A 25503-nucleotide genomic window follows, 5' to 3' on the forward strand; every position below is an offset into this window, starting at 1 on the left:
TAAAGGCGCCCGTGTTGCGGCGACCACCCCTATTCAGAAAAACCGCGACCGCCGACGCCTTGATGTATCAACGATGTTTAAAGAGGGTGAACGCGATGTTATTCGTACAATGCCTTTTGAACTCGTTCATATAGCGCTCGCAGATGTTCACAACACCAATCGCAGATATCCTTCATTTAATCCGCTGAATGTGTTTGCCGAAGCAAATGCCAACACCGATCCTGCCCCCCGAACCGGCTTGATCTATGGTGCCAAGGTTGAGAGTGAGGTCAGTCTGCGAACATTGGACTTTCCCTTGGCAACAGCCCAATACGATCCTTCTGACGATCTGAGCGTTGATGAGGTTGAAGAAGTCGTCCGAAATACCGGCGCATTGCTTTCCGATGGTGCCATTCAAGTCGCCTCACTTCATTATGTGGATCCATTGCGCTTTGGTTCCGATGAGGACCCTTACAATTTGCGCAGCCCCCTTGCGGTCAAGATTATTCAAGAAAATGTAAGCGTATCGCCCAGAATGGCTGAGGACGCTGTGAGCGCCGGCTATTCGGAGGAGCTGATTCCATTCCGGCGCGACAATGACGTACTCGCTGCGCTTAGCGATGCCGGCTATGAAGGAAGCGACGCCGAAGGCATGGCAGGGGCAATCTCAAAGCTGCTAAATTCCACGCGACTGAAAGCTGGCAGTGTGTTGCGGCTTGGTGTTGAGTCGGAAAACAATACCGACCGGATCATTCGTGCCAGCGTTTATAATCGTTCGACCCATATTCTCACAATCGCTCTCAATGATAATGAGCAATATGTTCCCGCTGATGAGCCGGAGATGACACCGGGACTTCAGGTCGCATTCGACGATAGCCCGCCCGTCATGCGCCGCGCTGAAGACCTGCCGACCGTCTATGATGGTATCTATAGAGCAGGACTGGCATATGGCATGACCGACACGATGATCCAGCAGCTGATAAAGATGCTGGCTTCCGATGTCGATTTCCAGGCTCAACTATCGCCAACCGACCAGCTGGAAGCATTGTTCTCTTTGCCGACAGGCTCCGAGAAAGCCGATGAACAGTCTGAAATTCTTTATGTAGCTGCCAATTTCGGCGGTGATCTGAAAAAATTCTACCGGTTCCATAGTGATGATGGCACCACGGATTATTACGACGAGAATGGCAAGAGCTCTAAACAGTTCCTGCTGCGCAAGCCTGTTCCAAATGGCGTCTTCCGGTCACCCTTTGGAATGCGTCGGCATCCAATTCTCGGTTATTCGCGCATGCATACCGGCGTTGACTGGTCAGCGCCTCGCGGCACTGCAATCATCGCGTCGGGCAATGGCGTGGTGGAGCGGGCCGGATGGACCAACGGTTACGGCAATCAGACTTTGATTCGCCATTCCAATGGTTATGAAAGCAGCTATTCCCACCAAAACGCTATTGCGAGCGGTGTAACCCCCGGTTCAAAGGTCCGGCAGGGGCAAGTCATCGGCTATGTCGGTTCAACGGGTCTTTCGACCGGTCCACACCTGCATTATGAAGTGATGGTGAATGGGTCGAAAGTCGATCCGATGCGCATACGCCTTCCAAGCGGCGGCGAACTTCGCGGAGATGAGCTCGTAGCGTTCAAGCGTGAACGCGAACGAATCGACCAGCTCATTCAGGATGATGGAACACCGCCGACCAAAGTGGCAGCCAGCGGCTGATCCTATTCGTGGAACTCTACAGTCACGCCTTTTTGCACGAGCTTTGACAGTTCCGTCGCGTCCCAATTGGTAAGACGCACGCAGCCATGGCTGTTGGTCTTGCCGATCTTGGAAGGTTCCGGCGTTCCATGAATGCCATAAGTTGGTTTCGACAGTGCGATCCAAACCGTCCCGACCGGACCATTGGGGCCGGGCGGAATTGTCAGCACCTTGTCATTTTCGCCCTGCTTGAAGTTCAGCTTTGGATTATAGGTATAATTGGGATTGAGTGCGATGCGCTCGACCTGAACTGTTCCGGAAGGCGAAGGCGTGTCTGTTGATCCGATTGTCGCCGGATAAGCCACAATCAGCTTGCCCTCGGCATTATATCCACGCACCTGTTTGCGCCCCTTGTCCGCAATGATCTTGGTCACCGCGCCACCGGCATTCTGTCCCGTATTAACAACCTGAATCGTTACCCCGGGCGTATTAAAATCAACGCCCGGATTAATCTCTTTCAGATAATTCTCATCCATATGGAACCGTTCCGCCAGCAATTCCGTCACTGAAGTAAATGCCATGCGCTCAAGCTGAGCCTTGTGAGCATAGTCCTCGGGAATGGAAGCGACATAGGGGTATGCGGCATCCTCCGATGAGATCGTATAAGACGTGAAAGCGGGACCGCCGGTTTGCTCCAGCGAAGCATTGATCCCCTCTTCATTCAGCGGATCAAACTGCTGTCCTGTCATTTCTTCAAATGCGGCGACGGCTTTATCAACGTTACCGCCCTTATGGCCGTCGATAACGCCAGGTGAGACGCCAATTCTGTCGAGCAAGACCTGAATAGCCGTAATCTTCGCCTTGGCGCCCTGCCCTTTCGGCAGTTCGACAGTTGGAGCTGGATTTGGATGAGCTGGAATTTGCTCTTGAGGCGCATCGCTCAACCCGTCAGCTGGAAAATCAGGATCAATGAGATTGGGATCAGATGGCTGCAAACCGGGTTCGCCATTTGCAGGCGGCAAAGGCTCACGGGACACACTTCCATAGTCCTGCTCGGAGGGGCCAGATGGTTGCCCGCCATAGGGATCGTTGGGAATTGCGCCTGTACCGTAAGGATCTTGCGGCGCTTCGGGAAAGTAATCCGGGCTTTCGCCATATTGATCGTTTTGCGGCTCTTCTACAGATACAATCCTGCCGCGGCGATCTACCGTAACCCGGCGGCCATATTCATCAAAGTAGGATCGGAATGCTTCACGGCGCGGACGACGTTCTTGCGGCTCGAATAATTGTGCAACCTCAAAGGATTTCTGGTTGTTCGCATTCACGCCAGGTTCGGCAGCCGCCATTCCCATGCCTATGGTGCCCGCTGAAGCAGCGAGCAGAATCTTCATCAACGAACCGCGGTAGAACGTCATGCCTAAGCTTCCGATTTCTCTAATAACTTGTCATTAATCATAAAATGACGCGTTTTCATGTTTTTATGGTTAATGAACAGAATGATCGTCGCATTTATCGGATGAACGAGACATGAAAATGGCCGCTATGTGGCGGCCATTTTGTATCTTGAGAAAGCCGCCTACGCAGCTTCATTGTCCTCAATGACCGGACTCGCTTTCGAAGCCTTGAAATTGAGCCGGTCCGATCCAGACGTAATCTTGACAGTCGAGCCGTCCAGTATTTCACCGAGAAGAATCTTCTCCGCTAGCGGATCCTGCACCTGCTTTTGGATAACCCGCTTGAGAGGGCGCGCGCCATAAGCGGGATCATAGCCCTTATCAGCAAGCCAATTTGTAGCATCGTCGTCGATTTTCAGAACGATCTTTCGATCGGCGAGAAGAGACTGCAAACGCTGGAGCTGGATCGCAACAATGGTGCCCATTTCCTTGCGCTTCAAACGGTGGAACAGAATCACCTCATCCACCCGGTTGAGGAACTCCGGCCTGAACGAGGCTTTGACCACGTTCATCACATTCTCGCGCACATCCTCAACATCCTGGTCCTCACCCAGCGAAACAAGATATTCCGCGCCAAGATTGGATGTCATGATGATCAGCGTGTTGCGAAAATCGACAGTGCGACCCTGTCCATCGGTCAGGCGACCATCATCAAGAACCTGAAGCAGCACATTGAACACATCAGGATGCGCCTTTTCGATCTCATCGAAGAGAACAACCTGATAGGGACGACGACGAACCGCTTCAGTCAGAGCTCCACCTTCTTCATAGCCAACATAGCCGGGAGGCGCACCGATCAAACGGGCTACCGAGTGCTTTTCCATATATTCCGACATGTCGAGGCGAACCATTGCCGTTTCATCGGAAAACAGGAACGAAGCCAGCGATTTTGTCAGCTCGGTTTTACCCACACCTGTCGGTCCGAGGAAGATGAACGAACCGATAGGCCTGTTCGGATCCTGCAAACCGGCACGGGCACGGCGCACTGCTCTGGATACAGCTTGCACGGCCTCGCCCTGTCCAACCACCCGTTTGGCAAGTTCATCTTCCATGCGGAGCAACTTGTCGCGTTCACCTTCCAGCATCCGGTCAACCGGAATGCCGGTCCAGCGGGAAACGACCTGTGCAATATGATCCGGCGTTACGTTCTCCTCAACCATTGAGGTCGAACCGTCATTCTTCTCCGACTCAGCCAGTTGTTTTTCCAATTGCGGGATCGTGCCATAGGCCAACTCGCCCGCCTTTTGAAATTCACCATTACGCTGTGCCGATGCCAATGCATTGCGTGCGTCATCAAGCTGACGTTTGAGATCAGCTGCCAGACCAAGCTTCTGCTTTTCCGCCTGCCACGTATTGGTAATTATGGTCGACTGCTCTTCCAGATCGACAAGTTCTTTTTCCAGTCTCTCGAGACGTTCGCGGGAAGCATTGTCTGTCTCAACCTTCAAAGCCTCGCGTTCGATCTTCAGCTGCATGATACGCCTATCGATTTCATCCAGCTCTTCGGGCTTGGAATCCACCTGCATGCGGAGTCGCGCAGCACTCTCATCGATCAGGTCAATGGCCTTGTCCGGCAAAAACCTGTCCGTGATGTAACGGTTCGAAAGAGTGGCAGCAGCGACAAGCGCCGAATCGGAAATGCGCACCTTATGATGCTGCTCGTATTTTTCCTTCAAACCGCGAAGAATCGAAATTGTATCTTCAACAGTTGGCTCATCGACAAACACGGGCTGGAAACGCCGCGCAAGGGCAGCATCTTTCTCGACATGTTTGCGATATTCATCAAGCGTGGTGGCGCCAACGCAATGAAGTTCGCCCCGGGCAAGCGCTGGCTTCAGCAGGTTCGATGCATCCATCGCACCTTCGCTTTTGCCCGCGCCAACAAGCGTGTGCATCTCATCGATAAACAGAATGATATCGCCATTTGCAGACGTGACTTCGGAAAGCACACCTTTCAGGCGCTCCTCGAATTCACCGCGATATTTTGCACCTGCAATCAATGAACCCATATCGAGGGCCATCAATTGCTTGTCCTTGAGTGATTCAGGCACATCACCATTGATAATACGCAGCGCCAGTCCCTCGGCGATAGCTGTTTTACCAACGCCAGGTTCACCGATAAGCACCGGATTATTCTTGGTGCGGCGCGACAAGACCTGAATTGTCCGGCGAATTTCATCATCGCGGCCAATGACAGGGTCAAGTTTCCCCGCCCGCGCATCGGCAGTCAGATCTCGTGCATATTTCTTCAAGGCATCATAGCTGTTTTCCGCCGAAGCAGAATCAGCCGTCCGGCCTTTGCGGATATCGTTGATAACTGCATTGAGACCCGCAGCCGTAACGCCGGCGCGGCTTAATATTTCGGATGTCTTGGACGATTTTTCGATAGCCATGGCCGTAAGCAGCCGTTCTACCGTGACAAAGCTGTCACCAGCTTTCTGCGCCACTTCCTCGGCTGTAGCAAAAACTTTTGCCAGCGGCTGGGCAAGATAAAGCTGACCATTGCCGCCTGTTACTTTAGGCAAAGCGTCCAGTGCCGCCTGCAGTCCAAGCCGCACATCGGCAATTCGCCCGCCGGCCCTTTCGATCAAGGACGCAGCAAGACCTTCTTCATCGTCAACCAAGACTTTCAGAAGATGCTCTGGGGTAAATTGCTGATTATTGGATGAGAGGGCAAAAGTCTGCGCGGACTGTATGAAACCGCGAACCCGTTCGGTATATTTTTCAATGTTCATTCTTGTCTCCTTTTACCCGGCAACCCGATTTTCGGCATTGCCTGGCGTGTTGGTGACGGATCCCCTGCAACGAGGCAGATCCATTCGCTCGATGCTGATATGGGAATATTATCCCCGGGGTACAAGACCGGATATTCTGCTTTTATGACGCTTTAAATCTAGCATGTATGCCCCCTCCTTGCCACGCCCGCTTTTGCGTCTGGCTATTGCTTGTGGTGGGAAAGACGGGCGGTCATCGAAGCGCGTCTTTGTAGTAGGTTAAGCGATCCGAAGACCGCCCGTCCGGCGATTTTGCATTCTGCCCGTTCCGCTTGGGAGGCCTCGGCTACCCAAGGAGTGCCATTTGCGGCACGCCATGCGTTAGCCTTGCGCCCCTTAAAGTGCTCGTCCAGCACGCGCCGTTCCTAGTAACGGCAGGGGAACCCTTGGACAGAACGTCCCCGGATGGCGGGTCCGTAACCCGCCATCGGAGGCGCCCATCCTTCCCCAAACTTCGAACGGCTCCGGAAGCTGTTCCCCGCGGGAAGGACGCGAGCAGAATAATTCAGAGCGGGAACTGTTGGATAAGTTTGTCGAGATTATTTTAGGAAGGCCTGATTTGCACAAGCCAAATGCGCCCTTCGGACAAGCTCAGGATGAGGGAGGTCGGTTGATTGCAGGGAGCTATATTCTGGAACGCCGAAGATTACCTGTGCAGTTCGCCAATCTTCCTCATGGTGAGCTTGTCGAACCACGCACCAACTTCAAATGCAGTCAAATAAAAAACGCCACCCGCAGGTTTCCCCGCGGGTGGCGCATTATTCAACTCGATCAGATCAAACGTCAGATTCAGCCGCAGCGCGGCGCTTTTTGACTTCAGCCACAATACTGGCCGGAGAAAGATCCGACGCAGCTTCTGGAGCGTTTGTCGCTTCCGCATTGCCTTCAGTTACCCGTGGCTCACGCGGACGGGCAGGTCTGCGACCACGCGGTGAACGGCGAACAGCGGGCTTTGCCTCCGCAGCTTCTTCCGAACCAGCAGCGACAGCCTCAACTTCCTGATTTTGAGCAGGTTGGGCCTGCGGCTGACGCTGGCTGACAGTGTCATCATCATAAGCAACCTCGGCGGGCGTGCCTTCGATGACGGGCTGAGGACCGCTGCCATTGATCGGCTGGTGCACAACGCGCTCGGGTCGGTCACGGCGTTCTGAACGTTCTGGACGATCCTGGCGCTCGTGGCGCGGCTGGCGCTCCTGCCGGTCTTGACGTTCAGGGCGTTCCTGACGCTCGGCACGATCCTGACGTTCAGGACGTTCCTGGAACTCCTGCTCGTTATTGCCGACATTGTTGCCGTCGTCTTCGTAATTATTGTCGTCATCCTGTTCCTGATCATCGCGATCGTCGCGCTGATATTGAACGGGTGCTGCGGCCTGTGCAGCCATGATGATTCGATTGTAGTGTTCTGCATGCTGAAGATAGTTTTCAGCCATAACGCGATCGCCCGCACTTTGTGCATCACGTGCAAGGGTCGTATATTTCTCTGCTACGTGCTGAGCATTTCCCCGAATTTTAACGTCAGGACCGTTGCTCTCATAGTTACGGGAAAGTGGGTTAGGACCTTTGCTGCGGTTATTGTTGTTACCGCGTCCGCGCATGCGCCTATTCTGCTGTACTGGCCTCATACTTATCTCTTTTCAGAAAATCAGGGGCGCTCATTTGCTCAACATTTCGAGTCAAAAAGCTTCGCTTCTCAAGTGCCGATCTGAAGCGCGCCCCGCGCTTCAATCGCATCCAAAGTTCATAAAACTTTTGTGCTACCCCAAGAACCATTTCTCCAAAACAAATGTAGGGAGAAATCAAACCCCGGAAATTTGCGTATCAATTATCTTGATAGGCAGAACCAGAGTTGTTCGGTTTCGAGCGGTAACTGGAAACTAGCGGGCTTCTCCGCAAATTCCAAGCCTTTTTTCATTATTTTTCGATTGTTGTGAACAGAAGGGCGCGGTCGTGCCCTCCGAAATCCTGCCTCACACCGCTCATCACGAAATTCCTGGCGTTAAAAATCGCCTCAATATCCTGCCGCTGCCCTGCCCCGATCTCCAGTGCGACCACGCCACCAGGACGCAAGTAACCAGCGGCATGATCAGCAATGATCCGATAGGGCTCCAGCCCGTCTGGACCTCCATCCAGCGCCCGAACCGGATCATGAAGAACAACTTCTCTTTGCAACTGCGCAATATCGCCAGTGCGGATATAGGGCGGATTGGAAATAATCATGTCATATGAACCAGTTAGCTCGGAAAACCAGTTGGACGACAATGCCGCAAAACGCGAAGAAACATTCGAAAGCACCGCATTTTCACGCGCGGTAGCAAGGGCATCGGCCGATATATCCACGCCCACGGCGCGCAATTGCGGCAACTGATCGAGCAGCGAAAGGGCGATCGCTCCTGTTCCTGTTCCAAGGTCAACAATGTCGGCGACACCATGGTTGGAAATGCGGTTTTGGAGAAAGGGCAAAGCCAGTTCCACAAGCGCTTCCGTGTCGGGACGCGGCTCGAGCGTTTCTGTGGAAAGGCTCAATTCAATGCCGAAAAATGCCCGCTTGCCGATAATGCGATGCACCGATTCACCCTTGATTCGGCGAGCAAGCTTGGCCTCAAGCGCCTCATATTCATGCTGGCCAAGCTCGCGATTCGGGTTACGGATTATTTCCAGCCTGTCGCAGCCTGCAATCCATTCAAGCAAAAGACGGGCATCAAGCTCCGCAGATTCTATTCCCGCTTCGGCGAGAGAAGCACGCGCGCTCCGCAGAACATTCATCAATTGGTGTCTGTGGTCAGAAGCCGTCATTCATCTGTGCCAGCAAAGCGGTTTGGTAATCGGAAATGAGCGCGCCAATCAACTCATCCAGATCGCCTTCCATGATGCGGTCTAGCTTATAAAGGGTCAGATTGATCCGATGGTCCGTGACCCGTCCCTGCGGAAAATTATAGGTGCGGATGCGTTCGGAACGATCCCCTGAACCGACCTGGCTGCGGCGGGCTTCGGAACGTTCGCTATCTGCTTTTTGGCGCTGCATATCGAACAGGCGCGAGCGCAGCACCTGCATGGCGCGGGCGCGGTTTTGATGCTGCGACTTTTCGGCCTGCACAACGACAATTCCAGATGGAATATGGGTAATGCGAACCGCCGAGTCGGTTGTATTGACGTGCTGTCCGCCCGAACCCGATGCACGCATCGTATCGATACGGATGTCATCGGGGCGAATGTCAATGTCGATCTCTTCAGCCTCCGGCAGCACCGCGACAGTTGCAGCCGATGTGTGGATGCGTCCGCTGGCTTCGGTATCGGGGACCCGCTGGACGCGATGGACACCCGATTCAAACTTCAGTTTGGCGAATACGCCCTTGCCGGAAACCATGGCGATAACTTCTTTGTATCCGCCCGCTTCGCCGTCACTGGCCGAGATCAGCTCAACCCGCCAGCCATTGGCCGACGCGTAGCGTTCATACATGCGGAAAAGATCGCCGCCAAAAAGTGCCGCTTCCGAACCGCCAGTACCTGCGCGTATCTCGAGAATGGCGTTGCGCTCATCGGCAACATCCTTGGGCAAAAGCAGAACCTGAATATCCTTTTCAAGCTCTTCAATGCGCTCTTCGATTTCCGGCAATTCAGCTTCGGCAAGCTCGCGCATGTCGCGATCGGTTGAGCCATCATCCAGCATTGCCTGCAAATCAGCCGCTTCGCTGCGGGCGGCAAGAAAATCGCGGATCTTGAATACGACCGGCTCCAGTTCGGAATATTCCGAAGCAAGCTTCACATATGTTTCGGAATCGGGATTGCTCGCCATCTGCGTTTCCATCATCGAAAAACGCTTCAGCAGCTGATCCATGCGATCCTGCGGAATAGACATCAGATTAGCCTCACAGTGATATGCCTGCCCGCTCTGCAAATTTGGTCAGGATGTGGCGCAGCGAGCCGGTATCGCCATGATTATCCATGGCATCAGCGAGTTGCGCCCCAAGCTCGTTCACATCAAGCGAACCAAGCATTGCCTTGATCGGCCCGATGGAAGCAGGCGACATTGAGATCGAGCGAAACCCAAGGCCAAGCAGTGCGAGCGCCGAAATTGGCTTTCCGGCCATTTCGCCGCAAAGCGTTACATCCGTATTATTGCGGATGCCTGCTTCGACGATCTGGCGAAGCACGCGCAGGAATGGCACGGAAAGATTATCGAAGCGGTTGCTAATGATCGAATTGCCTCGATCAACCGCCATGACGAATTGGAACAGATCGTTGGAACCAACCGAGACGAAATCAACCACCGACATCAGTTCGTCAAGTTGCCACAGCAAGGAAGGCACTTCCACCATGGCGCCGATCTTGACCCGGGTTGGCAGATTATGAGCAAAGCGCGAAAGGTGCTGTACCTCGCGGTTGATCAATTCGCTCGCTTTGCGTACTTCCGCGATTTCAGTGACCATTGGCAGCATTAGGCGCAGCTCGCGCCCGCCAGCAGCCTTCAACAAGGCGCGAACCTGTGTGCGCAATAGCCCCGGGCGATCAAGCGTCAGGCGGATCGCCCGCCAGCCCAATGCCGGATTTTCTTCATGGGTCTCGCTGCGGAAATAGGGCAGTACCTTGTCGCCGCCAATATCGAGCGTCCGGAAAGTCACCGGCTTGTCGCCTGCAGCTTCAAGCACGGAACGATAAAGCCGCTCCTGCTGCTCCGCCCGCGGGAACGTTGATGCAACCATGAATTGCAATTCCGTCCGGAAAAGTCCGATACCGGCCGCGCCTGCCTCAACGAGTTGCGGCAGATCGACCAGCAAACCCGCATTCATCAGCAAGGTGATCGGCACACCGTCCCTGGTCACCGAAGGACGGTCGCGCAATTCGCGATAAAGTGCCTGACGCTTGGCTCGGAACTTGACCTTCTCGGAATAGGCCGCTTCAACGTCCGATTGCGGACGTAAATGCACCTTGCCATCATCGCCGTCGACAATGATCGCATCATTGTTTTCAGCCATGGACACGACGCCCTTGACCTGACCTGCAACGGGAATACCCATAGCGCGGGCAACGATCACCACGTGACTCGTCGCAGCGCCATCTTCCAGCACCAGGCCTCGCAGGCGTTCGCGCGGATAATCCAGCAGCTCGGCAGCGCCCATGGAACGCGCCACAATGATCGCATCCTTGGCCAGCGACCCGGCCATGGTCTTCACGTCACGGCCCATCAACTGACGCAACAACCGATTGGCGAGATCATCGAAATCGCTCAACCGCTCACGCATATAAGGATCGGTCAGATGCATCATGCGCGCACGTGTGTCGCTCTGCACTTTTTCCACTGCCGCTTCCGCGGTCAAGCCGTTGCGGATCGCTTCTTCAAGACGGCGAACCCAGCCATTATCATGGGCAAACATGCGATAGGCTTCCAGCACCTCGCGGTGCTCGCCCTCAAAGGCCACGTCACGGCGCGACAGCATGTCATCAATAGAAACACGCAATGATCCAAGCGAGCTTTCGAGCCGGTCGATCTCGGCATCAATATCTTCATTGAACAGGTTGGTCACAACAATGCGCGGCTCGTGCAGCACAACATGCCCAAGACCAACACCATCATTGAAAGCACTGCCGGCAAAGCTCATCGGCTTGCCCATATCGAGTTCTACGCCCGGACGCGCCAGCCGCGTAAGACTGCCCGCTGCAACCATCTCGGCCAACACCATGGCCGTGGTTTCCAACGCCTCAATCTCATCTTCGCGGTAGACCCGCTTAGTCCTGTTCTGGACAACGAGAACGCCGAGGGTTCGCCCTGCCCGCAGGATAGGTACACCAAGGAATGAATTGTAAATTTCTTCGCCTGTTTCCGGCAGGTAGGCGAATGCCGGATGGGTTTGCGCATCTGTAAGATTGAGTGGACGCGCACTAGCAGCAATCGTACCAACAAGACCTTGACCAAGGCGCAGTTGCGCCAGATGAACGGCCGACGGGTTCAAACCTTCGGTGGCATAAAGCTCAAGCACGCCATCGGAACGCAGCACATAAAATGAGCACACTTCCGCGACCATGTTCTGAGCAATGTCGCGAACAATGCGGTCAAGCCTCTCCTGTGGCTCAAGAGCCTCCGCCATCAACTCGCGGAGCCGCTTCAGCATGACACGAGGGCCGGTTGTCTGCTCGCGCGTGGGCACCATTTGCTCCATAGCATTTATTGGCAGAGCCGGAATGACCTTGCCAATGTGAACTTTAGATCATCTTAGTCGGCAGAAATACCGGCAAACAGAATCTCTTCTGTCAATGCTTATCCAGACCGTAGACAGAATGCAAAGTGCGTACTGCAAGTTCTGCGTATGGGCCGTCAATTAGAATGGAAATCTTGATTTCCGATGTGGTGATAGCTCGGATATTAATGCCCTTGTCAGCAAGCGCCCGGAAGGCCGTTGCTGCAACACCCGCATGGCTGCGCATGCCGATGCCGATTACCGATACTTTGACCATGCCAGCTTCCGACTGGATAATATCGCAGCCGATTTCGGCTTTGACCTTTTCCAGCACCGCAAGCGCCTTATCAAGATCACCGGATGGAACGGTGAATGTCATATCGGTCTTGGTGCCGTCTTCAGACACATTCTGTACGATCATGTCGACATTGATATGGGCCTCAGCAAGCGGGCCAAAAATACCTGCCGAAATACCCGGACGATCCGCAACGCGGCGAAGCGATATCTGTGCTTCGTCCTTGGCATAGGCAATTCCTGTGACAACCTGCTGTTCCACGATTTCTTCCTCGTCGCAAATAAGAGTACCGGGCGGATTGATCAGATCACCCATGCCCGGTGCATCGGGGTCTTCGAAACTGGACCTGACAAATGTGCGCACTTTATGCACCATGGCAAGCTCGACGGACCTGACCTGCAAGACTTTCGCGCCAAGCGAAGCCATTTCCAGCATTTCTTCAAATGAAATGCGCGAAAGACGGCGCGCCTTGGGCTCAACCCGGGGATCGGTAGTGTAAACACCGTCGACGTCCGTATAGATATCGCACCGATCCGCCTTGACCGCTGCTGCAATGGCGACAGCACTTGTGTCCGAGCCGCCGCGTCCGAGCGTAGAAATACGATTGTCCGGGCCGATACCCTGAAATCCGGCAATAACAGCCACCTGACCTTCCTCGAAGCGCTCAATCAGGAAGGAGCCGTCAATATCGGTAATACGCGCAGCACCATGCGCATTGTCTGTCTTGATGGGTATCTGCCAGCCTTGCCAGGAGCGTGCATGGACGCCCATCGCCTGCAAAGTGACCGCGAGAAGACCGGCCGTTACCTGCTCACCGGAAGCAACGATAGCATCATACTCGCGCGCATCGTGCATGGGCGAGGCCTGACGCGTCCAGGCAACGAGTTCGTTGGTTTTGCCCGCCATGGCCGAGACAACCACTGCGACTTCATGACCGGCATCGACTTCACGTTTGACATGCCGGGCCACATTACGGATGCGGTCGATATCGGCCACCGAAGTGCCACCGAATTTCATCACAATGCGAGCCATGGGAATTACCGTTCTGGAAAGGCCTGAAATTATATTGGAAGAGAACCAGTCGAATGAACAGGTTCCGCGCCAGTTGAATGCGGCTTCCCATAACCAAATTATGACATAACTGCAAGAACGCGGGACGATTTGCGCCTTGACATTTTTTACGTGAATGGGCCACTCGATAGGAAGAGCAAAGGATAAGGCAATGGCCCAGGCAGAGCGCAGTACAATTGATGCCGCAGAAGTGGAGCGTTTTTCACGCATGGCTGCGGAATGGTGGAACCCACAAGGCAAGTTCCGCCCGTTGCACAAGTTCAATCCGACCCGTCTTGCCTATATCAAGGAAAAGGTCTGCGCTCACTATAATCTCGACCCGAACAGCCCCCAGCCATTCAAGGGTCTGCGATTCCTCGATATTGGTTGCGGTGGCGGGTTGCTGTGCGAGCCGATGGCACGGCTTGGCGCGACGGTAGTCGGTGCCGATGCTGGCGAAACCAATATTGAAGTTGCCAAAATTCACGCCGCCCAAAGCGGATTGGACATAGACTATCGCGCGACGACAGCAGAAGCCCTGGCCGAAGCCGGCGAAAAATTCGACGTTGTTCTCAACATGGAGGTCGTCGAGCACGTGGCTGATGTCGATCTGTACATGTCCGCCTGTTCGCAAATGGTCAAGCCGGGCGGCATGACCTTCGTCGCTACGATAAACCGGACATTGAAAGCCCTTGGCCTTGCAATTTTTGGCGCGGAATATGTGTTGCGCTGGTTACCACGCGGCACGCATCAATATGAAAAACTCGTGCGCCCTGAAGAGCTGGAAACGGCACTCGTCGCAGCCGGTCTGAGTGTAACCGAGAAAGTCGGCGTGACCTATAATCCCTTTGCCGATAGCTGGAACCGCTCAAACGATACCGATGTGAATTATATGGTGCTGGCTGTTCGAAACTAAACCACGCCAGACCTAAGCAATCGTCTATCCTGCTTTTGTCGCCATCAGTTGCGCCTTCGTGGTCATGCCCACACCAACTGTAATAATTGCCGCCCCCAGCCACGTCGTCAGCCCATAGGTTTCTCCCAAAAACAGGGTTCCTGCCAGTAAGGCTACCGCCGCTCCAACATATCCTATCTGGCTGAGATAAACCGGGCCACCAACCGCTTGCAGCCGGAAGTAGAGTGCAAACATGCAGGTGGAGGCCAGAATTTGCGCTAGCACCAGCCACGGCACATTAGCCAACGGCGCAACTGGAAAGCCACCGGTCATGAGCCAGATAGCTGGCACCAGCATGACCGCCGTCACGATATGGCTCCCTGCCGCCAATTCAGTCGGGTCAGCACCTTTGGGCCAATCAATGGTGCGATAAACATTGCCCAAGGCAAGAAGAACCGGAATCAACAGGCCGATTATAACCCAGAGCGGTTCGGCTGGCTGGCCCACCTGACCGCGGGTAAATCCAACGATCACTGCGCCGATAAAACCAACCAATATGCCCAAAAGTCCAAGCAGGCTGGGGCGTTTGAGTTTGAACAGGATCGACAGCATCAAGGTGAATACTGGCGAAAGCGTATACATGATGCCCGTATAGCCAGACCCAAGATGCGGGATGGCCGAAAGCGTCATGACATTAGGCACGGCATAGGAAATAAATGCGGCGATAAGGTAATAGCGCACCATATGCGCGTCCAGCCGCGGGCGCTTGCCCATAAGCAGGAAGGCAATCAGCAAAACGGTTCCCGCACCGGTTGAAATAACGAAAGCCCAAAGCGAAGGCGCAATCCCGGCAGAAAAAGCCAATTTGCCGAATGGCAAAGTCAGCCCCAAAAACGCCCCTGTTAAAAGCAGCAGCAGGGGCGCGGAATTCAAAAATTGCATGGAAAATCACCCGGGCGGTCAGAATCGACCACCGCACCATAGACCTTAGTGCTATGAGATCAATTGTGATCTTCGGGAAAGACAGGAAGCGGCATGACATCCACGCCATCTTCCAGCAGGGCTTCCACATCTTCGGGAGTGGCTTCGCCATAAATGCCCCGCGCCTCGGCCTCGCCGAAATGAATTTTGCGTGCCTGTTCCGCAAATTCCGCGCCAACATAATCCGCATTCTCGCGGACCTTCTTGACCATTTCCTTCATTTCCTTGGCCATTTCGCTCATGGCAATGGCAATCTTCTCTTTTTGCCTGCCTGTCGAAACAGAAGGTGCCATTAGAGCTTTGCCGACCTTGTTCGAGCCGCATGATGGGCAGCTTACGAGACCTTTTTCAGCCTGAGAATCGAAGTCGTCATTGCTGCGGAACCAGCCTTCAAATTCATGGTCCTTGTCGCAATGAAGAGAAAAACGGATCATGACGCGTCTGCCAGTCTTTCGCTCCGGCCATCATTCTCGACAAGCACGCCGAACGGGCGGGCATTTTTCAAATTAGGCACTTTGGCACGGGCAGCCGCACTCAATGCCGGATCAATATCAGCAATGATGATCGCAGGATCGGCATGTGCCGCTTCAGCCAGAACTTCACCCCAGGGCGCGACAATGATGGAATGGCCAAATGTCTCGCGGCCATCTTCATGGACGCCACCTTGCGCAGCAGAAATCATGAATGCACCATTTTCAATTGCGCGTGCACGTTGCAGCACATTCCAGTGGGCTTCGCCCGTCTGGCGGGTAAAGGCCGCAGGCGCAGTGATGACCGATGCACCAGCCAGTGCCTGCGCCCGGAACAATTGCGGGAACCTGACATCATAACAAATGGCCAGACCCAGCTTGGCAAATGGCAAATCAAGAACCACCGTATCGTTGCCAGGCGAATAGACAGCAGATTCGCGCCAGCTCTCGCCATTATCCAGATCAACATCGAACATGTGGATCTTATCGTAGCGTGTCAGGATATTTCCGTCCGGACCGAAAAAGAAGGCACGATTGGCAATTTTGCTATCCTCAACCGCAATGGCCGTCGAGCCGATATGAAGGTGAATTTTGTGACGCGCCGCCAATTCGGAAGCTGTGCGAACAATTATGTCCTCGCTCTCGCCCCTTAAGACGCTGGCAAGGGCCTTGCGATCCCGCTGCAGCGCCCCGGTCATTTCCGGGGTTTGCACATAGACCGCCCCTTTGCCAACAGCATCGTCAACATAGTCAACGAGATCAGCAGCATTGCGCTGCGGGTCGACGCCCGAGCGCATCTGGATAGCAGCAGCACGAAATACACTCATTCCACTGTCCTTAAACGAGTTCGCCAGTCTTCAACAGTCCGTCAAGTCGGCCTTGGCTTTCAAGCGCGTAGAGATCATCACAACCACCAACATGGGTCTTGCCTATGAAAACCTGAGGAAATGTTGTGCGCCCATTGGCACGAGCCAGCATTTCCTGCCGTGCATTTGGTTCCACAGTTGCATTGTGCTCAACAAAGGCTACGCCTTTTTTCTCAAGCAAGCCTACAGCTGCCGTGCAAAAGCCACAGCCGTTACGCGTATAGATTGTCACATCGACCATCATGGCACTCCAATTTTTCCCTTATATAGGCGTGAAAACCTGACGGGAAAAGGCCCGTTCGTTGCGCAAGAGCCAGCTTAGACAGACAATTCGTCTCCCATAACCCTGGCGAAGGTCAATACATCGACACTTTTTGCTCCAGCCCGCATGAGCGCGCGGGTTGCTGCCTTGACCGTCGCGCCAGTCGTATAGACATCATCGATCAGAAGAACATTGCGCCCTCGAACCTTTATCTCCTGCGCCTCAGGCACTTTAAAGGCACCGCGAACATTTGTAAGGCGCTGGCTCGGACCAAGCCCCACCTGTTGCCGCGTTTTTTTGATGCGTTTGAGGGCGTCAGGTTCAAAGGCTTTGCTGCTGACATTCGCCAGATAGCGGGCAAGCTCTGCCGATTGGTTGAAACGGCGCAACCAGAAACGCCTCGCATGCAGCGGCACTGGCACGATCACGTCACAATCATCGATCAGTTCGCGCCCTGCCCGCGCCATCCACCCTGCCATCCAGCGGCTTAGATCGGTGCGATCATTATATTTGAGCCGGTGAATCATATCGCGAATGACGCCTTCATGAATTGCAACGGCGCGGGCACGAGCAAAGGGCGGCATATCCGCGATTGCTTCAGCCGAAAGAATTTCAGAACCCAGATCATGGCTGAAGGGCGTTCCAAGCACCGGGCAATAGGGCTTTTCGATAAATCTGACCTTGGTCCAGCATGTTCCGCACAAGGAACCGGGTTCAGCCACATGCTTGTCACATCCGGCACAAACAGGCGGGAAAAGCACATTAAACACCTCCCGCACGGCACTGCGCGCGCCTATGCCGATGCTTGTGCGGACAGTTTTCCCAATAGTTTTCATTGCAATTCATGTCCAAGCGACGCATCTACCGGGCAATTATACATTCATCAGAGAAATTCGGAATGGATCGGCATCAGCTATTCGATCGAACTTTAGTTCTACAAAGAAGATTACGCGCGCTCAAACAGCACGGAACTTCTGCCGACTTTCTGCTCGCACGCGCAGCCGACGATCTTGAAGAGCGACTATCGGCTGTCGAGCGCCAGTTCGAAGTTGCGATTGACCTCGCCAGCCACACAGACCTTGCAGCCGAAGCGATGCAGCGCTCGGGCAAGGCTTCGATCATCATTCGCATTGAAGAAGCTGGGCCGTTCCTGACAACCCGCTTTCCCGCAATTGTCGCCGATCAGGAAATATTGCCACTTGGAGCTGCAAGCATTGACCTTGCGGTTTCCTTGCTGTCCCTGCATTTGACAAATGACACACCGGGGACCTTGCTCCAGATAAGGCGGGCATTGAAGCCGGATGGGCTGTTTCTCGGCGCCATGGCCGGTGAGAACACTCTGACCGAACTGCGCGAATGCCTGATTGCCACTGAGAGTGAAATCAGCGGGGGCGTATCACCGCGTGTCGCACCGTTTGCCGATGTGCGCGATGTCGGCGGTCTGCTGCAACGGGCGGGTTTCACATTGCCCGTCACGGATATTGAAACCTATACGGTGCGATATGATAATCTTTTCGCGCTGATGCGCGACTTGCGGGCGATGGGCGTCCAGAACAGCCTTTTCGGGCGTTCCCGTAAGCCGCTGACCCGGCAATTCTTCATGCGGGCAGCAGAAATCTATGCCGAACGCTTTAGCGATCCTGATGGCCGCATCCGCGCGACATTTTCATTCATTTGGATGTCTGGCTGGGCGGCGCATGAATCGCAACAAAAGCCGCTCAAACCCGGCTCTGCGAAGACTTCACTGGCAGATTTCCTTAAAGAAGCTGAAAAAGATTAAAGCCCCTAACAGTCGCCTGTTTTCGTACCATCGCTTTTGAGAATGCAAACCGAATTTGGCGTGCTTTGCAGCACGCTGCGGCGGACCGTATAGGTCGATGGATCGGCTTTCTTGATTGATCCTGTCTGGATTTCGTCCAGCGAACGTCCTGCCGAATAATCCACGACAGCTTGACTGCTCCGATTGGCAAGCGGGGCTATGATCAGCGCCAATGCGACGGCAGCAGAGCCAAACAGCAATGTAATCCGCAGGATTCCTCCAGCTGCCCCGGACAAACCGCCGGTTCGCATCATCAGATCATCATCGATGTAATCGTTTTTGCGCGCCATAAACCACCTGAAAAATGCGCCTCAAGAATGTTTAAAAGTCGCTCAATCAGGTGAAGGATGAATTAACCGTTAGAGTTAACGGGCGAGAATACAACTTAACATTGTATAAAATTACAGAAGATCGATCAAAAACGGTATGAGCGGAATATCGGCTGCGGGCATTGGATAGTCACGCATATCTTTAGGATGCACCCATTTCAGCGCCTGCCCCTCCATCGAACGGGGCATGCCTTCGTAACGCCGGCAAATGAACAGCGGCATGAGAAGATGGAATTTCTCATAGGTGTGGCTGGCAAATGTCAGGGGTGCAAGACAGGCGGGTTTGACCGTAATGCCAAGTTCTTCTTGCAGTTCTCTGATAAGGCTGGCTTCCGGAGTCTCGTTCGGTTCAACCTTACCTCCGGGAAACTCCCACAGCCCGGCAAGTGATTTTCCCTCCGGACGCTGCGTCAACAGCACCCTTCCGTCGCTATCGACCAAGGCACAGGCCGTGACCAGCAGAATCGGGAGTGTTTTGTCAGTCATGTTCTGCCCGCCAGTAAGCGTATCGGTATGCTTCTTTGAATCCCATGGATTGATAAAGGGCGATAGCGCCTGCATTACCCGCTTCAACTTGAAGCCACGCCTTGCGGGCACCTTGCATGACTGCCCACTTCAGTGCCGTTTTCACAATGGCGCGCCCATGCCCGCGCCGGCGCTCAAGTTCTGCCGTTTCGATTCCAAGCAGCCCAGCCATCGCGCCGTCACATACGCAAATAGCCGCTGAGACAGGTACATCTGCGTCTTCGCGGACAAACAGGCCTTTTGCCGGTCTTATGGCGTTGATCACGTCGACCAGGCTGGATTTCTTTTCAGGTGATTCTGCCTGAACACGCAACGAGGCAGCGGCGAACCGATCAGTATCCCTCTCCGGTTCCTGCTCTCTCGCATCGGATAGATCGACATCCGCCAAATCTGCAATCATCACCAGCGATTCGTCGAATCGTGTCCATCCGGATTTTTCCAGATATGATTCAAGCTTTTGCGGTGCCAATGGAGAAAGTCTGAATATAAGCGCACGACCTGCGGCCCGAAACCGCTCCGCGGCCGCGGCCACCCGCTTTTCAATATTCTCCGTATCACCCGGATCAAGCGGATTAACCGAGTTCAGCCGTTTTGCCGGATGATTTGGAGTGATTCGGATACTCCAGCTTCCGTCATAATGGACGGATGAAGCTGGCCACGCCCGGAAGCCCAGCGCCTCTATCTGCCTGACTTGCGTTAAAGCGAACGGCATCAGCTGCGGTAATCACCATTGATCGCCACATATTCCTTGGTCAGATCGCAAGTCCAGACTGTGGCTTTGCCTTTGCCAAGACCGATATCGGCGCGAATTTGGATATCTTCGTTCTTCATATAGGCCGAGGTCGCAGCTTCCGAATAATCCGGATCGCGTTCTCCTTCGCGGGCAACGCGGATGTCGCCGAACCAGATTGCCAGAAGATCGCGGTCTGCTGGTTCGCCAGCCTTACCCACAGCCATGACAACCCGGCCCCAATTGGCGTCCTCACCAGCGGCTGCTGTCTTGACCAAGGGAGAATTGGCAATGGACAAGGCAATCTTTTTGGCTGATTTGTCCGATTTTGCGCCGGTGACCGTGATCTCCAGCATCTTGCGGGCACCCTCACCATCGCGCACGACCTGCAAAGCCAGATTCTTGAGAATGCGTTCCAAAGCCTTTTCAAACGGCTTGAGACGCTTATCTTTCAGCTTGGTGACAGGCGCCGCACCGCGTTCGGCAGCCGAACCGGTCGCAAAAAGCAGCAAAGTGTCGGACGTGGACGTGTCGCTGTCGACAGTTACTGAATTGAAGCTCTTGCCCACCGACTTGGAAAGAAGTTCCTGCAAAACATCGGAAGCGATCGGAGCATCTGTTGCAACGAATGAAAGCATCGTTGCCATATCCGGCGCGATCATCCCCGCGCCCTTGGCGATTCCGTTGATGGTAACGGGAACCCCGCCTAGCAATACGGTTTCCGTGGCAACTTTTGGGAATGTGTCGGTCGTCATGATCGCACTGGCCGCATCCTGCCAACGTCCGGAGACTGCCTGCTTTGCCATGTCGCCAAGCAGATGGCTGAACTTTCCGGCATCAAGCGGCTCACCGATTACGCCAGTGGAGGCAAGGAATATCTCACCTGGCTTGCACCCGACAGCTTTGGCAGCAGCAGCAGCAGTGACCTTGGTTGATTCCCTACCCTTTTTGCCCGTGAATGCGTTGGCATTGCCGGAATTGACAATAACGGCGCGCGCATAACCACCTTTCAAGCTGGATCGGCAGAAATCCACTGCAGCAGAGGGGCATTTCGAACGGGTGAAAACGCCCGCCACAGCTGCTGGCTTATCGAAAACCATCATGACAACATCGGTTCGGCCTTTATATTTTATGCCTGCCTCAGCCGTCGCAATCCTGACCCCCTGAATCTCGGGCATTGCTGGATAATGTTTGGGAGCAAGGGGCGAAACCGCTGTGGACATCTACAACCTCGAAGATGGAAATGAAGGATCGAAAGGAGTAAAGGCCCGCTCTTTACCAGCGGGCCTTTGATTTTTACTGCTGGCCTTCGGTGGCTGCCTTGAAAGCTTTTTCAACTTCGGGGTCGGCATAGACAATCTTCAGCGACGTCCGCTCCTGCTTGATCAAATCCGTATACCGATCGCGGATCAACATGGACTTGACCTGATCCTTCACCTGATCAAATGCTGGCGGCTGCTTGGCACGCTTGTCTTCAAGCTTGATCACATGAAAACCGAATTGAGTCTGCACCGGAGTCTTCGAGTATTTTCCAATCTCGAGCTCGTTTGCTGCCTTTTCGAACTCTGGAACCATTTGCCCCTGTCCGAAATATCCAAGGTCACCACCCTGAGCGGCGGAACCGTCTGTCGATTTTTCCTTGGCAATGTCCTCGAACGAGGCTCCACCATCCAGCTGCTTGATGATTGCTTCCGCTTCTTCCTTGGTCTTCACCAATATATGACGGGCGCGAACTTCATTCGTCGCTGGCATTGCAGCGATTTCCTTGTCGTAGCGCGCGCGGACATCCGCATCCGTGATCTTGTCGATAACCTGCTGCTTGAAATATTCATTGTGCAGGGCGCGTTCTTTGAGGAAGGCCATGCGCGACTTGAAATCCGCCGTCTGGTCGAGCTTATCTGCCTCGGCCTTCACAGCAAACGCCTTGATATCAATAATTGCTGCAAGGGCGGCAACGCGACGCTGCTCTTCAGGCAATTGGGAAATCTGCGGGTCGAGATCTGCGGATGCCTGATCCAGATCCTTCTGCGTAATCTTGTTGCCATTCACAGTGGCAATAACCGTTGTCGGGTCCAGCGGGGCAGCTTTTGCAGCCGGTGCGGGGGTCGCATCCTGGGCCAACGCGCTGTTTTGGACCATGGCCACTGTGGAAACGCCCGCCAAAAACGTGGCTACAGTCATCAATGAAATCGTCTTACGCAATAGTTTCATTTTCAATTTTCTCCTTGGGAGGATCGGTACGGGCTATGAATATGGCAGAATTTGGCCGTAGTGAAGCAACGCTTCAACATTGACATCATTCAAGGCCCCTCTTATCTGTCCAACGGCTTTGCGTCCAGATAGCTTGGCAGAAGTTGCTTTATACCTTTGACTTGTTAGCTCAGATATATGGCAGCTTTGTAGTTCCGGACATCAGACGCTTCAAATGCCGGGACTCACCGGCAGAACGTATTTAAAGAGAGGACCAGGGATGGTCAGTTTCGGCGGCTTAGCTCGCAAGCTTTTTGGCTCTTCAAACGAGCGTCGCGTAAAAGGATTCAAGCCTCGCGTTGATGCAATCAATGCGCTTGAACCGGAAATTTCGGCCTTAACGGACGAACAACTCAAGGGCAAGACTGCGGAGTTCCGAGCGCAGTTGGCAAATGGCACAAAGCTGGATGACCTGCTGGTGCCCGCATTTGCTGTGGCACGCGAGGCCGCCAAGCGCGTTCTCGGCATGCGTCCCTTCGACGTCCAGCTTATCGGCGGCATGGTCCTGCATGGGGGCGGCATTTCGGAAATGCGGACCGGTGAAGGCAAGACACTCGTCGCGACCTTGCCGGTTTATCTGAATGCGCTAGAGGGCAAGGGTGTTCACGTCGTTACCGTCAACGACTATCTGGCCAGCCGCGATGCGCATTGGATGGGCCAAATCTATAATTTCCTCGGCCTAAGCTACGGCATCATCGTCCACGGACTCGATGATGAAGAACGCGCCAAAGCCTATAATGCCGATATTACCTACGCGACCAATAATGAGCTGGGCTTCGATTATCTGCGCGATAACATGAAGTATGAGCGCGTGCAGATGGTTCAGCGCCCGCACAATTATGCCATCGTCGACGAAGTGGATTCGATCCTTGTCGATGAGGCGCGTACGCCGCTGATCATTTCAGGCCCGCTGGATGACCGCTCCGATTTCTATAATCTCATCGATACATTCATCCTGCCCCTGCAGCCGGAAGATTATGAAATCGATGAAAAGCAGAAAACCGCTATCTTCACGGAAGACGGCACGGAAAAGCTGGAAAACCTGCTTCGCGATGCCGGACATCTGAAGGGTGATGGTCTTTACGATATTGAGAACGTTGCCGTCGTCCATCACGTCAATAATGCACTTCGCGCCCACAAGCTTTTCCAGAAGGACAAGGATTACATCGTTCGCAACGATGAAATCGTCATCATTGATGAGTTCACCGGCCGCATGATGCCGGGCCGCCGTTTCTCGGAAGGTCTGCATCAGGCGCTTGAAGCCAAGGAACATGTGACAATCCAGCCGGAAAACCAGACACTGGCTTCAATCACTTTCCAGAATTATTTCCGCATGTACAAGAAGCTGGCCGGTATGACCGGTACGGCCTCCACCGAAGCGGAAGAGTTCGGCAATATTTACGGTCTTGAGGTTACGGAAATTCCGACGAACAATCCGGTCAAGCGTCTGGATGAAGATGACGAAGTTTACCGGACTGTCGAAGAAAAATATAAAGCCATTGTTCGCGATATCCGCGAAGCAGCGGCAAAGGGCCAGCCTGTCCTCGTCGGTACGACCTCCATCGAGAAGTCCGAACAACTGGCCGATCGCCTGCGCAAAGAAGGTTTCAAGGACTTTCAGGTTCTGAACGCCCGGTATCATGAGCAGGAAGCCTATATTGTGGCGCAGGCGGGCGTGCCGGGTGCTATTACAATCGCTACGAACATGGCTGGTCGCGGCACCGACATTCAGCTCGGCGGCAATCTCGAAATGCGCATTGCGCGTGAACTCGACGACATGCCTGCTGGCGAAGAGCGCAAGGCCAAGGAAGACGCTATTCGTGCCGACATCGCTGTCCTGAAGGAAAAAGCGCTGGCTGCCGGTGGCCTTTATGTTTTGGCGACGGAGCGGCATGAAAGCCGCCGCATCGACAATCAGCTGCGCGGTCGTTCAGGCCGTCAGGGTGATCCGGGCCGTTCGAAATTCTTCCTGTCCCTGCAGGACGATCTGATGCGTATCTTCGGTTCCGAGCGCATGGATGGAATGCTGCAGAGACTGGGTCTCAAGGAGGACGAAGCCATTGTCCACCCTTGGATCAACAAGGCACTTGAAAAAGCGCAGAAGAAGGTCGAAGCGCGCAACTTCGATATCCGCAAGAACCTTCTGAAATATGACGATGTGATGAATGATCAGCGTAAAGTGATCTTCGAGCAGCGTCTCGAAATCATGGATGGCACGGACCTCAGCCAGACGACCAAGGAAATGCGCGAGGACGTGGTTGAGGACCTGACCAACCGGCATACGCCGGAAGGCGCTTATGCGGAACAGTGGAACATCAAGCAGCTGGATGAAGACGTCCGCAATATTCTCAATCTCGACCTTCCGGTAACAGATTGGGCGCTTGAAGATGGTATAACGTCAGATGATGTTCGTGAACGCCTGTTCGACGCGGTCGAAAAGGCGGCGGCGGATCGTGCTGAGCGCTTTGGGCCCGAAATCATGGCCTATGTCGAAAAATCGATCATACTTCAGAGCCTTGATGCGCTTTGGCGCGAGCATCTGGTCAATCTTGACCACTTGCGGTCGGTTGTCGGTTTCCGCGGATATGCCCAGCGTGACCCGCTCAACGAATACAAGACCGAAGGATTCGAGCTGTTCCAGACAATGCTGGTCAACCTGCGCCAAAACGTGACATCGCAGTTGATGCGCGTTGAACTAGTTCGGGATGCGGCAGCTACTCAAGAGCCGGAATTGCCTCCGATGGAAGGCCATCATATTGATGGCACGACCGGCGAAGATGATTTCGGCGAAGGCAGCATGCTTGCCGTGCAAGAAGATTTGCGCATCGTGGATCCGGCGGATCGCGACCCCAATAATCCACAAAGCTGGGGCAAGATTGGCCGCAACGAAGCCTGTCCTTGCGGCTCGGGCAAGAAGTACAAACACTGCCACGGCTCTTTTGCCTGATTACAAAAAAG

Annotated in this window: 22 protein-coding genes (1 of these 22 running past the window's edge); 5 read left to right on the forward strand and 17 right to left on the reverse strand. The window is 54.1% G+C overall.

Annotated features, from left to right (window positions below; translation table 11 throughout):
- Positions 1-1693, forward strand: partial view of a M23 family metallopeptidase gene (locus QFZ34_RS09535; RefSeq protein ID WP_115055795.1) — the 3' portion only. Its footprint begins 257 nt before the window's first position; only the last 1693 of its 1950 coding nucleotides appear in the window; its start codon lies beyond the left edge, outside the window; it ends in the stop codon at positions 1691-1693.
- Between the two features lie 2 nt (positions 1694-1695).
- Here the strand turns inward: QFZ34_RS09535 and QFZ34_RS09540 are convergent, their stop codons facing one another.
- Together QFZ34_RS09540 and clpB are read right to left on the reverse strand one after the other, a co-directional pair.
- Positions 1696-3087: a L,D-transpeptidase gene (locus tag QFZ34_RS09540; protein WP_370878731.1), complete on the reverse strand. Its 1392-nt coding sequence runs from the start codon at positions 3085-3087 to the stop codon at positions 1696-1698.
- Positions 3088-3248: 161 nt separating this feature from the next.
- Entirely contained in the window at positions 3249-5861 is a 2613-nt protein-coding gene (gene clpB, locus QFZ34_RS09545; protein WP_307280028.1) for an ATP-dependent chaperone ClpB, read from the reverse strand.
- Between the two features lie 559 nt (positions 5862-6420).
- On the opposite strand from clpB, the gene QFZ34_RS09550 reads away from it, so the two are divergent.
- The gene (locus tag QFZ34_RS09550) at positions 6421-6714 is read left to right on the forward strand and encodes a hypothetical protein (protein WP_307280031.1); all 294 of its coding nucleotides are present in this window, start codon (positions 6421-6423) and stop codon (positions 6712-6714) included.
- Here the strand turns inward: QFZ34_RS09550 and QFZ34_RS09555 are convergent.
- From QFZ34_RS09555 to QFZ34_RS09575, 5 genes are all read right to left on the reverse strand, one after another.
- Positions 6677-7522, reverse strand: a complete 846-nt coding sequence (locus tag QFZ34_RS09555; RefSeq protein ID WP_307280034.1) for a DUF4167 domain-containing protein — start codon at positions 7520-7522, stop codon at positions 6677-6679. The two genes, QFZ34_RS09550 and QFZ34_RS09555, sit on opposite strands and share 38 nt — an antisense overlap.
- Positions 7523-7811: 289 nt before the next feature.
- Positions 7812-8693: a peptide chain release factor N(5)-glutamine methyltransferase gene (gene prmC, locus QFZ34_RS09560; RefSeq protein WP_307280037.1), complete on the reverse strand. Its 882-nt coding sequence runs from the start codon at positions 8691-8693 to the stop codon at positions 7812-7814.
- Entirely contained in the window at positions 8680-9759 is a 1080-nt protein-coding gene (prfA, locus tag QFZ34_RS09565; RefSeq protein ID WP_115055570.1) for a peptide chain release factor 1, read from the reverse strand. Before prfA ends, prmC begins: the two co-directional genes overlap by 14 nt.
- A 7-nt stretch (positions 9760-9766) precedes the next feature.
- Positions 9767-12046 (reverse strand): phosphoenolpyruvate--protein phosphotransferase, encoded by a 2280-nt coding sequence (gene ptsP, locus QFZ34_RS09570; protein WP_115055421.1) that lies wholly within the window; start codon positions 12044-12046, stop codon positions 9767-9769.
- Positions 12047-12146: 100 nt separating this feature from the next.
- Complete coding sequence (locus tag QFZ34_RS09575) at positions 12147-13400, reverse strand: aspartate kinase (RefSeq protein WP_115055423.1); 1254 nt, start codon at positions 13398-13400, stop codon at positions 12147-12149.
- 190 nt (positions 13401-13590) lie between these two features.
- On the opposite strand from QFZ34_RS09575, the gene ubiG reads away from it, so the two are divergent.
- Complete coding sequence (gene ubiG, locus QFZ34_RS09580; protein WP_115055425.1) at positions 13591-14334, forward strand: bifunctional 2-polyprenyl-6-hydroxyphenol methylase/3-demethylubiquinol 3-O-methyltransferase UbiG; 744 nt, start codon at positions 13591-13593, stop codon at positions 14332-14334.
- A 24-nt stretch (positions 14335-14358) separates the two neighbouring features.
- Here ubiG and QFZ34_RS09585 read toward each other — a convergent pair whose 3' ends face one another.
- From QFZ34_RS09585 to QFZ34_RS09605, 5 genes are all read right to left on the reverse strand, one after another.
- Entirely contained in the window at positions 14359-15255 is an 897-nt protein-coding gene (locus QFZ34_RS09585) for a DMT family transporter (RefSeq protein ID WP_115055426.1), read from the reverse strand.
- A 59-nt stretch (positions 15256-15314) separates the two neighbouring features.
- On the reverse strand, positions 15315-15728 hold the full coding sequence (locus QFZ34_RS09590) for a DUF1178 family protein (protein WP_115055428.1): 414 nt from the start codon (positions 15726-15728) through the stop codon (positions 15315-15317).
- Positions 15725-16591: a carbon-nitrogen hydrolase family protein gene (locus tag QFZ34_RS09595; RefSeq protein ID WP_307280052.1), complete on the reverse strand. Its 867-nt coding sequence runs from the start codon at positions 16589-16591 to the stop codon at positions 15725-15727. Before QFZ34_RS09595 ends, QFZ34_RS09590 begins: the two co-directional genes overlap by 4 nt.
- Before the next feature lie 10 nt (positions 16592-16601).
- On the reverse strand, positions 16602-16871 hold the full coding sequence (grxC, locus tag QFZ34_RS09600; RefSeq protein ID WP_115055572.1) for a glutaredoxin 3: 270 nt from the start codon (positions 16869-16871) through the stop codon (positions 16602-16604).
- A 77-nt stretch (positions 16872-16948) separates the two neighbouring features.
- The gene (locus tag QFZ34_RS09605) at positions 16949-17728 is read right to left on the reverse strand and encodes a ComF family protein (RefSeq protein WP_307280055.1); all 780 of its coding nucleotides are present in this window, start codon (positions 17726-17728) and stop codon (positions 16949-16951) included.
- A gap of 62 nt (positions 17729-17790) precedes the next feature.
- Between QFZ34_RS09605 and QFZ34_RS09610 the strand changes: the two genes are divergently transcribed.
- A complete protein-coding gene (locus QFZ34_RS09610) occupies positions 17791-18672 on the forward strand; it encodes a methyltransferase domain-containing protein (protein WP_307280057.1) in 882 nt (293 codons plus the stop codon).
- 5 nt (positions 18673-18677) lie between these two features.
- Here the strand turns inward: QFZ34_RS09610 and QFZ34_RS09615 are convergent, their stop codons facing one another.
- The 5 genes from QFZ34_RS09615 to QFZ34_RS09635 form a co-directional block, all read right to left on the reverse strand.
- Positions 18678-19001 carry a hypothetical protein gene (locus QFZ34_RS09615; protein WP_307280062.1) on the reverse strand — a complete coding sequence of 108 codons (324 nt, stop codon included), beginning with the start codon at positions 18999-19001 and terminating at the stop codon, positions 18678-18680.
- Positions 19002-19112: 111 nt separating this feature from the next.
- On the reverse strand, positions 19113-19526 hold the full coding sequence (locus QFZ34_RS09620; protein ID WP_307280065.1) for a (deoxy)nucleoside triphosphate pyrophosphohydrolase: 414 nt from the start codon (positions 19524-19526) through the stop codon (positions 19113-19115).
- The gene (locus QFZ34_RS09625; RefSeq protein WP_307280068.1) at positions 19519-20277 is read right to left on the reverse strand and encodes a GNAT family N-acetyltransferase; all 759 of its coding nucleotides are present in this window, start codon (positions 20275-20277) and stop codon (positions 19519-19521) included. The genes QFZ34_RS09620 and QFZ34_RS09625 overlap by 8 nt, the downstream gene beginning before the upstream one ends.
- The gene (gene argJ, locus QFZ34_RS09630; RefSeq protein ID WP_115055440.1) at positions 20277-21518 is read right to left on the reverse strand and encodes a bifunctional glutamate N-acetyltransferase/amino-acid acetyltransferase ArgJ; all 1242 of its coding nucleotides are present in this window, start codon (positions 21516-21518) and stop codon (positions 20277-20279) included. The genes QFZ34_RS09625 and argJ overlap by 1 nt, the downstream gene beginning before the upstream one ends.
- Before the next feature lie 73 nt (positions 21519-21591).
- Positions 21592-22506 (reverse strand): peptidylprolyl isomerase, encoded by a 915-nt coding sequence (locus QFZ34_RS09635; RefSeq protein ID WP_307280070.1) that lies wholly within the window; start codon positions 22504-22506, stop codon positions 21592-21594.
- Positions 22507-22765: 259 nt separating this feature from the next.
- Here QFZ34_RS09635 and secA point away from each other — a divergent pair, with 259 nt between their 5' ends.
- Positions 22766-25492, forward strand: coding sequence for a preprotein translocase subunit SecA (secA, locus tag QFZ34_RS09640; RefSeq protein ID WP_307280073.1), 2727 nt, complete (start codon positions 22766-22768; stop codon positions 25490-25492).
- Positions 25493-25503: the final 11 nt, after the last annotated feature.

The sequence above is a fragment of the Phyllobacterium ifriqiyense genome (assembly GCF_030817885.1).
GTDB lineage: Bacteria > Pseudomonadota > Alphaproteobacteria > Rhizobiales > Rhizobiaceae > Phyllobacterium > Phyllobacterium ifriqiyense.

Excerpts from the sequence above, each read along its gene's own strand:
- clpB (WP_307280028.1), bottom strand. The coding sequence starts at position 5,861 with ATGAACATTGAAAAATATACCGAACGGGTTCGCGGTTTCATACAGTCC.
- ubiG (WP_115055425.1), top strand. The coding sequence starts at position 13,591 with ATGGCCCAGGCAGAGCGCAGTACAATTGATGCCGCAGAAGTGGAGCGT.
- QFZ34_RS09625 (WP_307280068.1), bottom strand. The coding sequence starts at position 20,277 with ATGCCGTTCGCTTTAACGCAAGTCAGGCAGATAGAGGCGCTGGGCTTC.
- prmC (WP_307280037.1), bottom strand. The coding sequence starts at position 8,693 with ATGACGGCTTCTGACCACAGACACCAATTGATGAATGTTCTGCGGAGC.
- QFZ34_RS09605 (WP_307280055.1), bottom strand. The coding sequence starts at position 17,728 with ATGAAAACTATTGGGAAAACTGTCCGCACAAGCATCGGCATAGGCGCG.
- QFZ34_RS09585 (WP_115055426.1), bottom strand. The coding sequence starts at position 15,255 with ATGCAATTTTTGAATTCCGCGCCCCTGCTGCTGCTTTTAACAGGGGCG.
- QFZ34_RS09620 (WP_307280065.1), bottom strand. The coding sequence starts at position 19,526 with ATGACTGACAAAACACTCCCGATTCTGCTGGTCACGGCCTGTGCCTTG.
- argJ (WP_115055440.1), bottom strand. The coding sequence starts at position 21,518 with ATGTCCACAGCGGTTTCGCCCCTTGCTCCCAAACATTATCCAGCAATG.
- grxC (WP_115055572.1), bottom strand. The coding sequence starts at position 16,871 with ATGGTCGATGTGACAATCTATACGCGTAACGGCTGTGGCTTTTGCACG.
- ptsP (WP_115055421.1), bottom strand. The coding sequence starts at position 12,046 with ATGGTGCCCACGCGCGAGCAGACAACCGGCCCTCGTGTCATGCTGAAG.
- QFZ34_RS09590 (WP_115055428.1), bottom strand. The coding sequence starts at position 15,728 with ATGATCCGTTTTTCTCTTCATTGCGACAAGGACCATGAATTTGAAGGC.
- QFZ34_RS09610 (WP_307280057.1), top strand. The coding sequence starts at position 17,791 with ATGGATCGGCATCAGCTATTCGATCGAACTTTAGTTCTACAAAGAAGA.
- secA (WP_307280073.1), top strand. The coding sequence starts at position 22,766 with ATGGTCAGTTTCGGCGGCTTAGCTCGCAAGCTTTTTGGCTCTTCAAAC.
- QFZ34_RS09615 (WP_307280062.1), bottom strand. The coding sequence starts at position 19,001 with ATGGCGCGCAAAAACGATTACATCGATGATGATCTGATGATGCGAACC.
- QFZ34_RS09595 (WP_307280052.1), bottom strand. The coding sequence starts at position 16,591 with ATGAGTGTATTTCGTGCTGCTGCTATCCAGATGCGCTCGGGCGTCGAC.
- QFZ34_RS09635 (WP_307280070.1), bottom strand. The coding sequence starts at position 22,506 with ATGAAACTATTGCGTAAGACGATTTCATTGATGACTGTAGCCACGTTT.
- QFZ34_RS09540 (WP_370878731.1), bottom strand. The coding sequence starts at position 3,087 with ATGACGTTCTACCGCGGTTCGTTGATGAAGATTCTGCTCGCTGCTTCA.
- QFZ34_RS09555 (WP_307280034.1), bottom strand. The coding sequence starts at position 7,522 with ATGAGGCCAGTACAGCAGAATAGGCGCATGCGCGGACGCGGTAACAAC.
- QFZ34_RS09575 (WP_115055423.1), bottom strand. The coding sequence starts at position 13,400 with ATGGCTCGCATTGTGATGAAATTCGGTGGCACTTCGGTGGCCGATATC.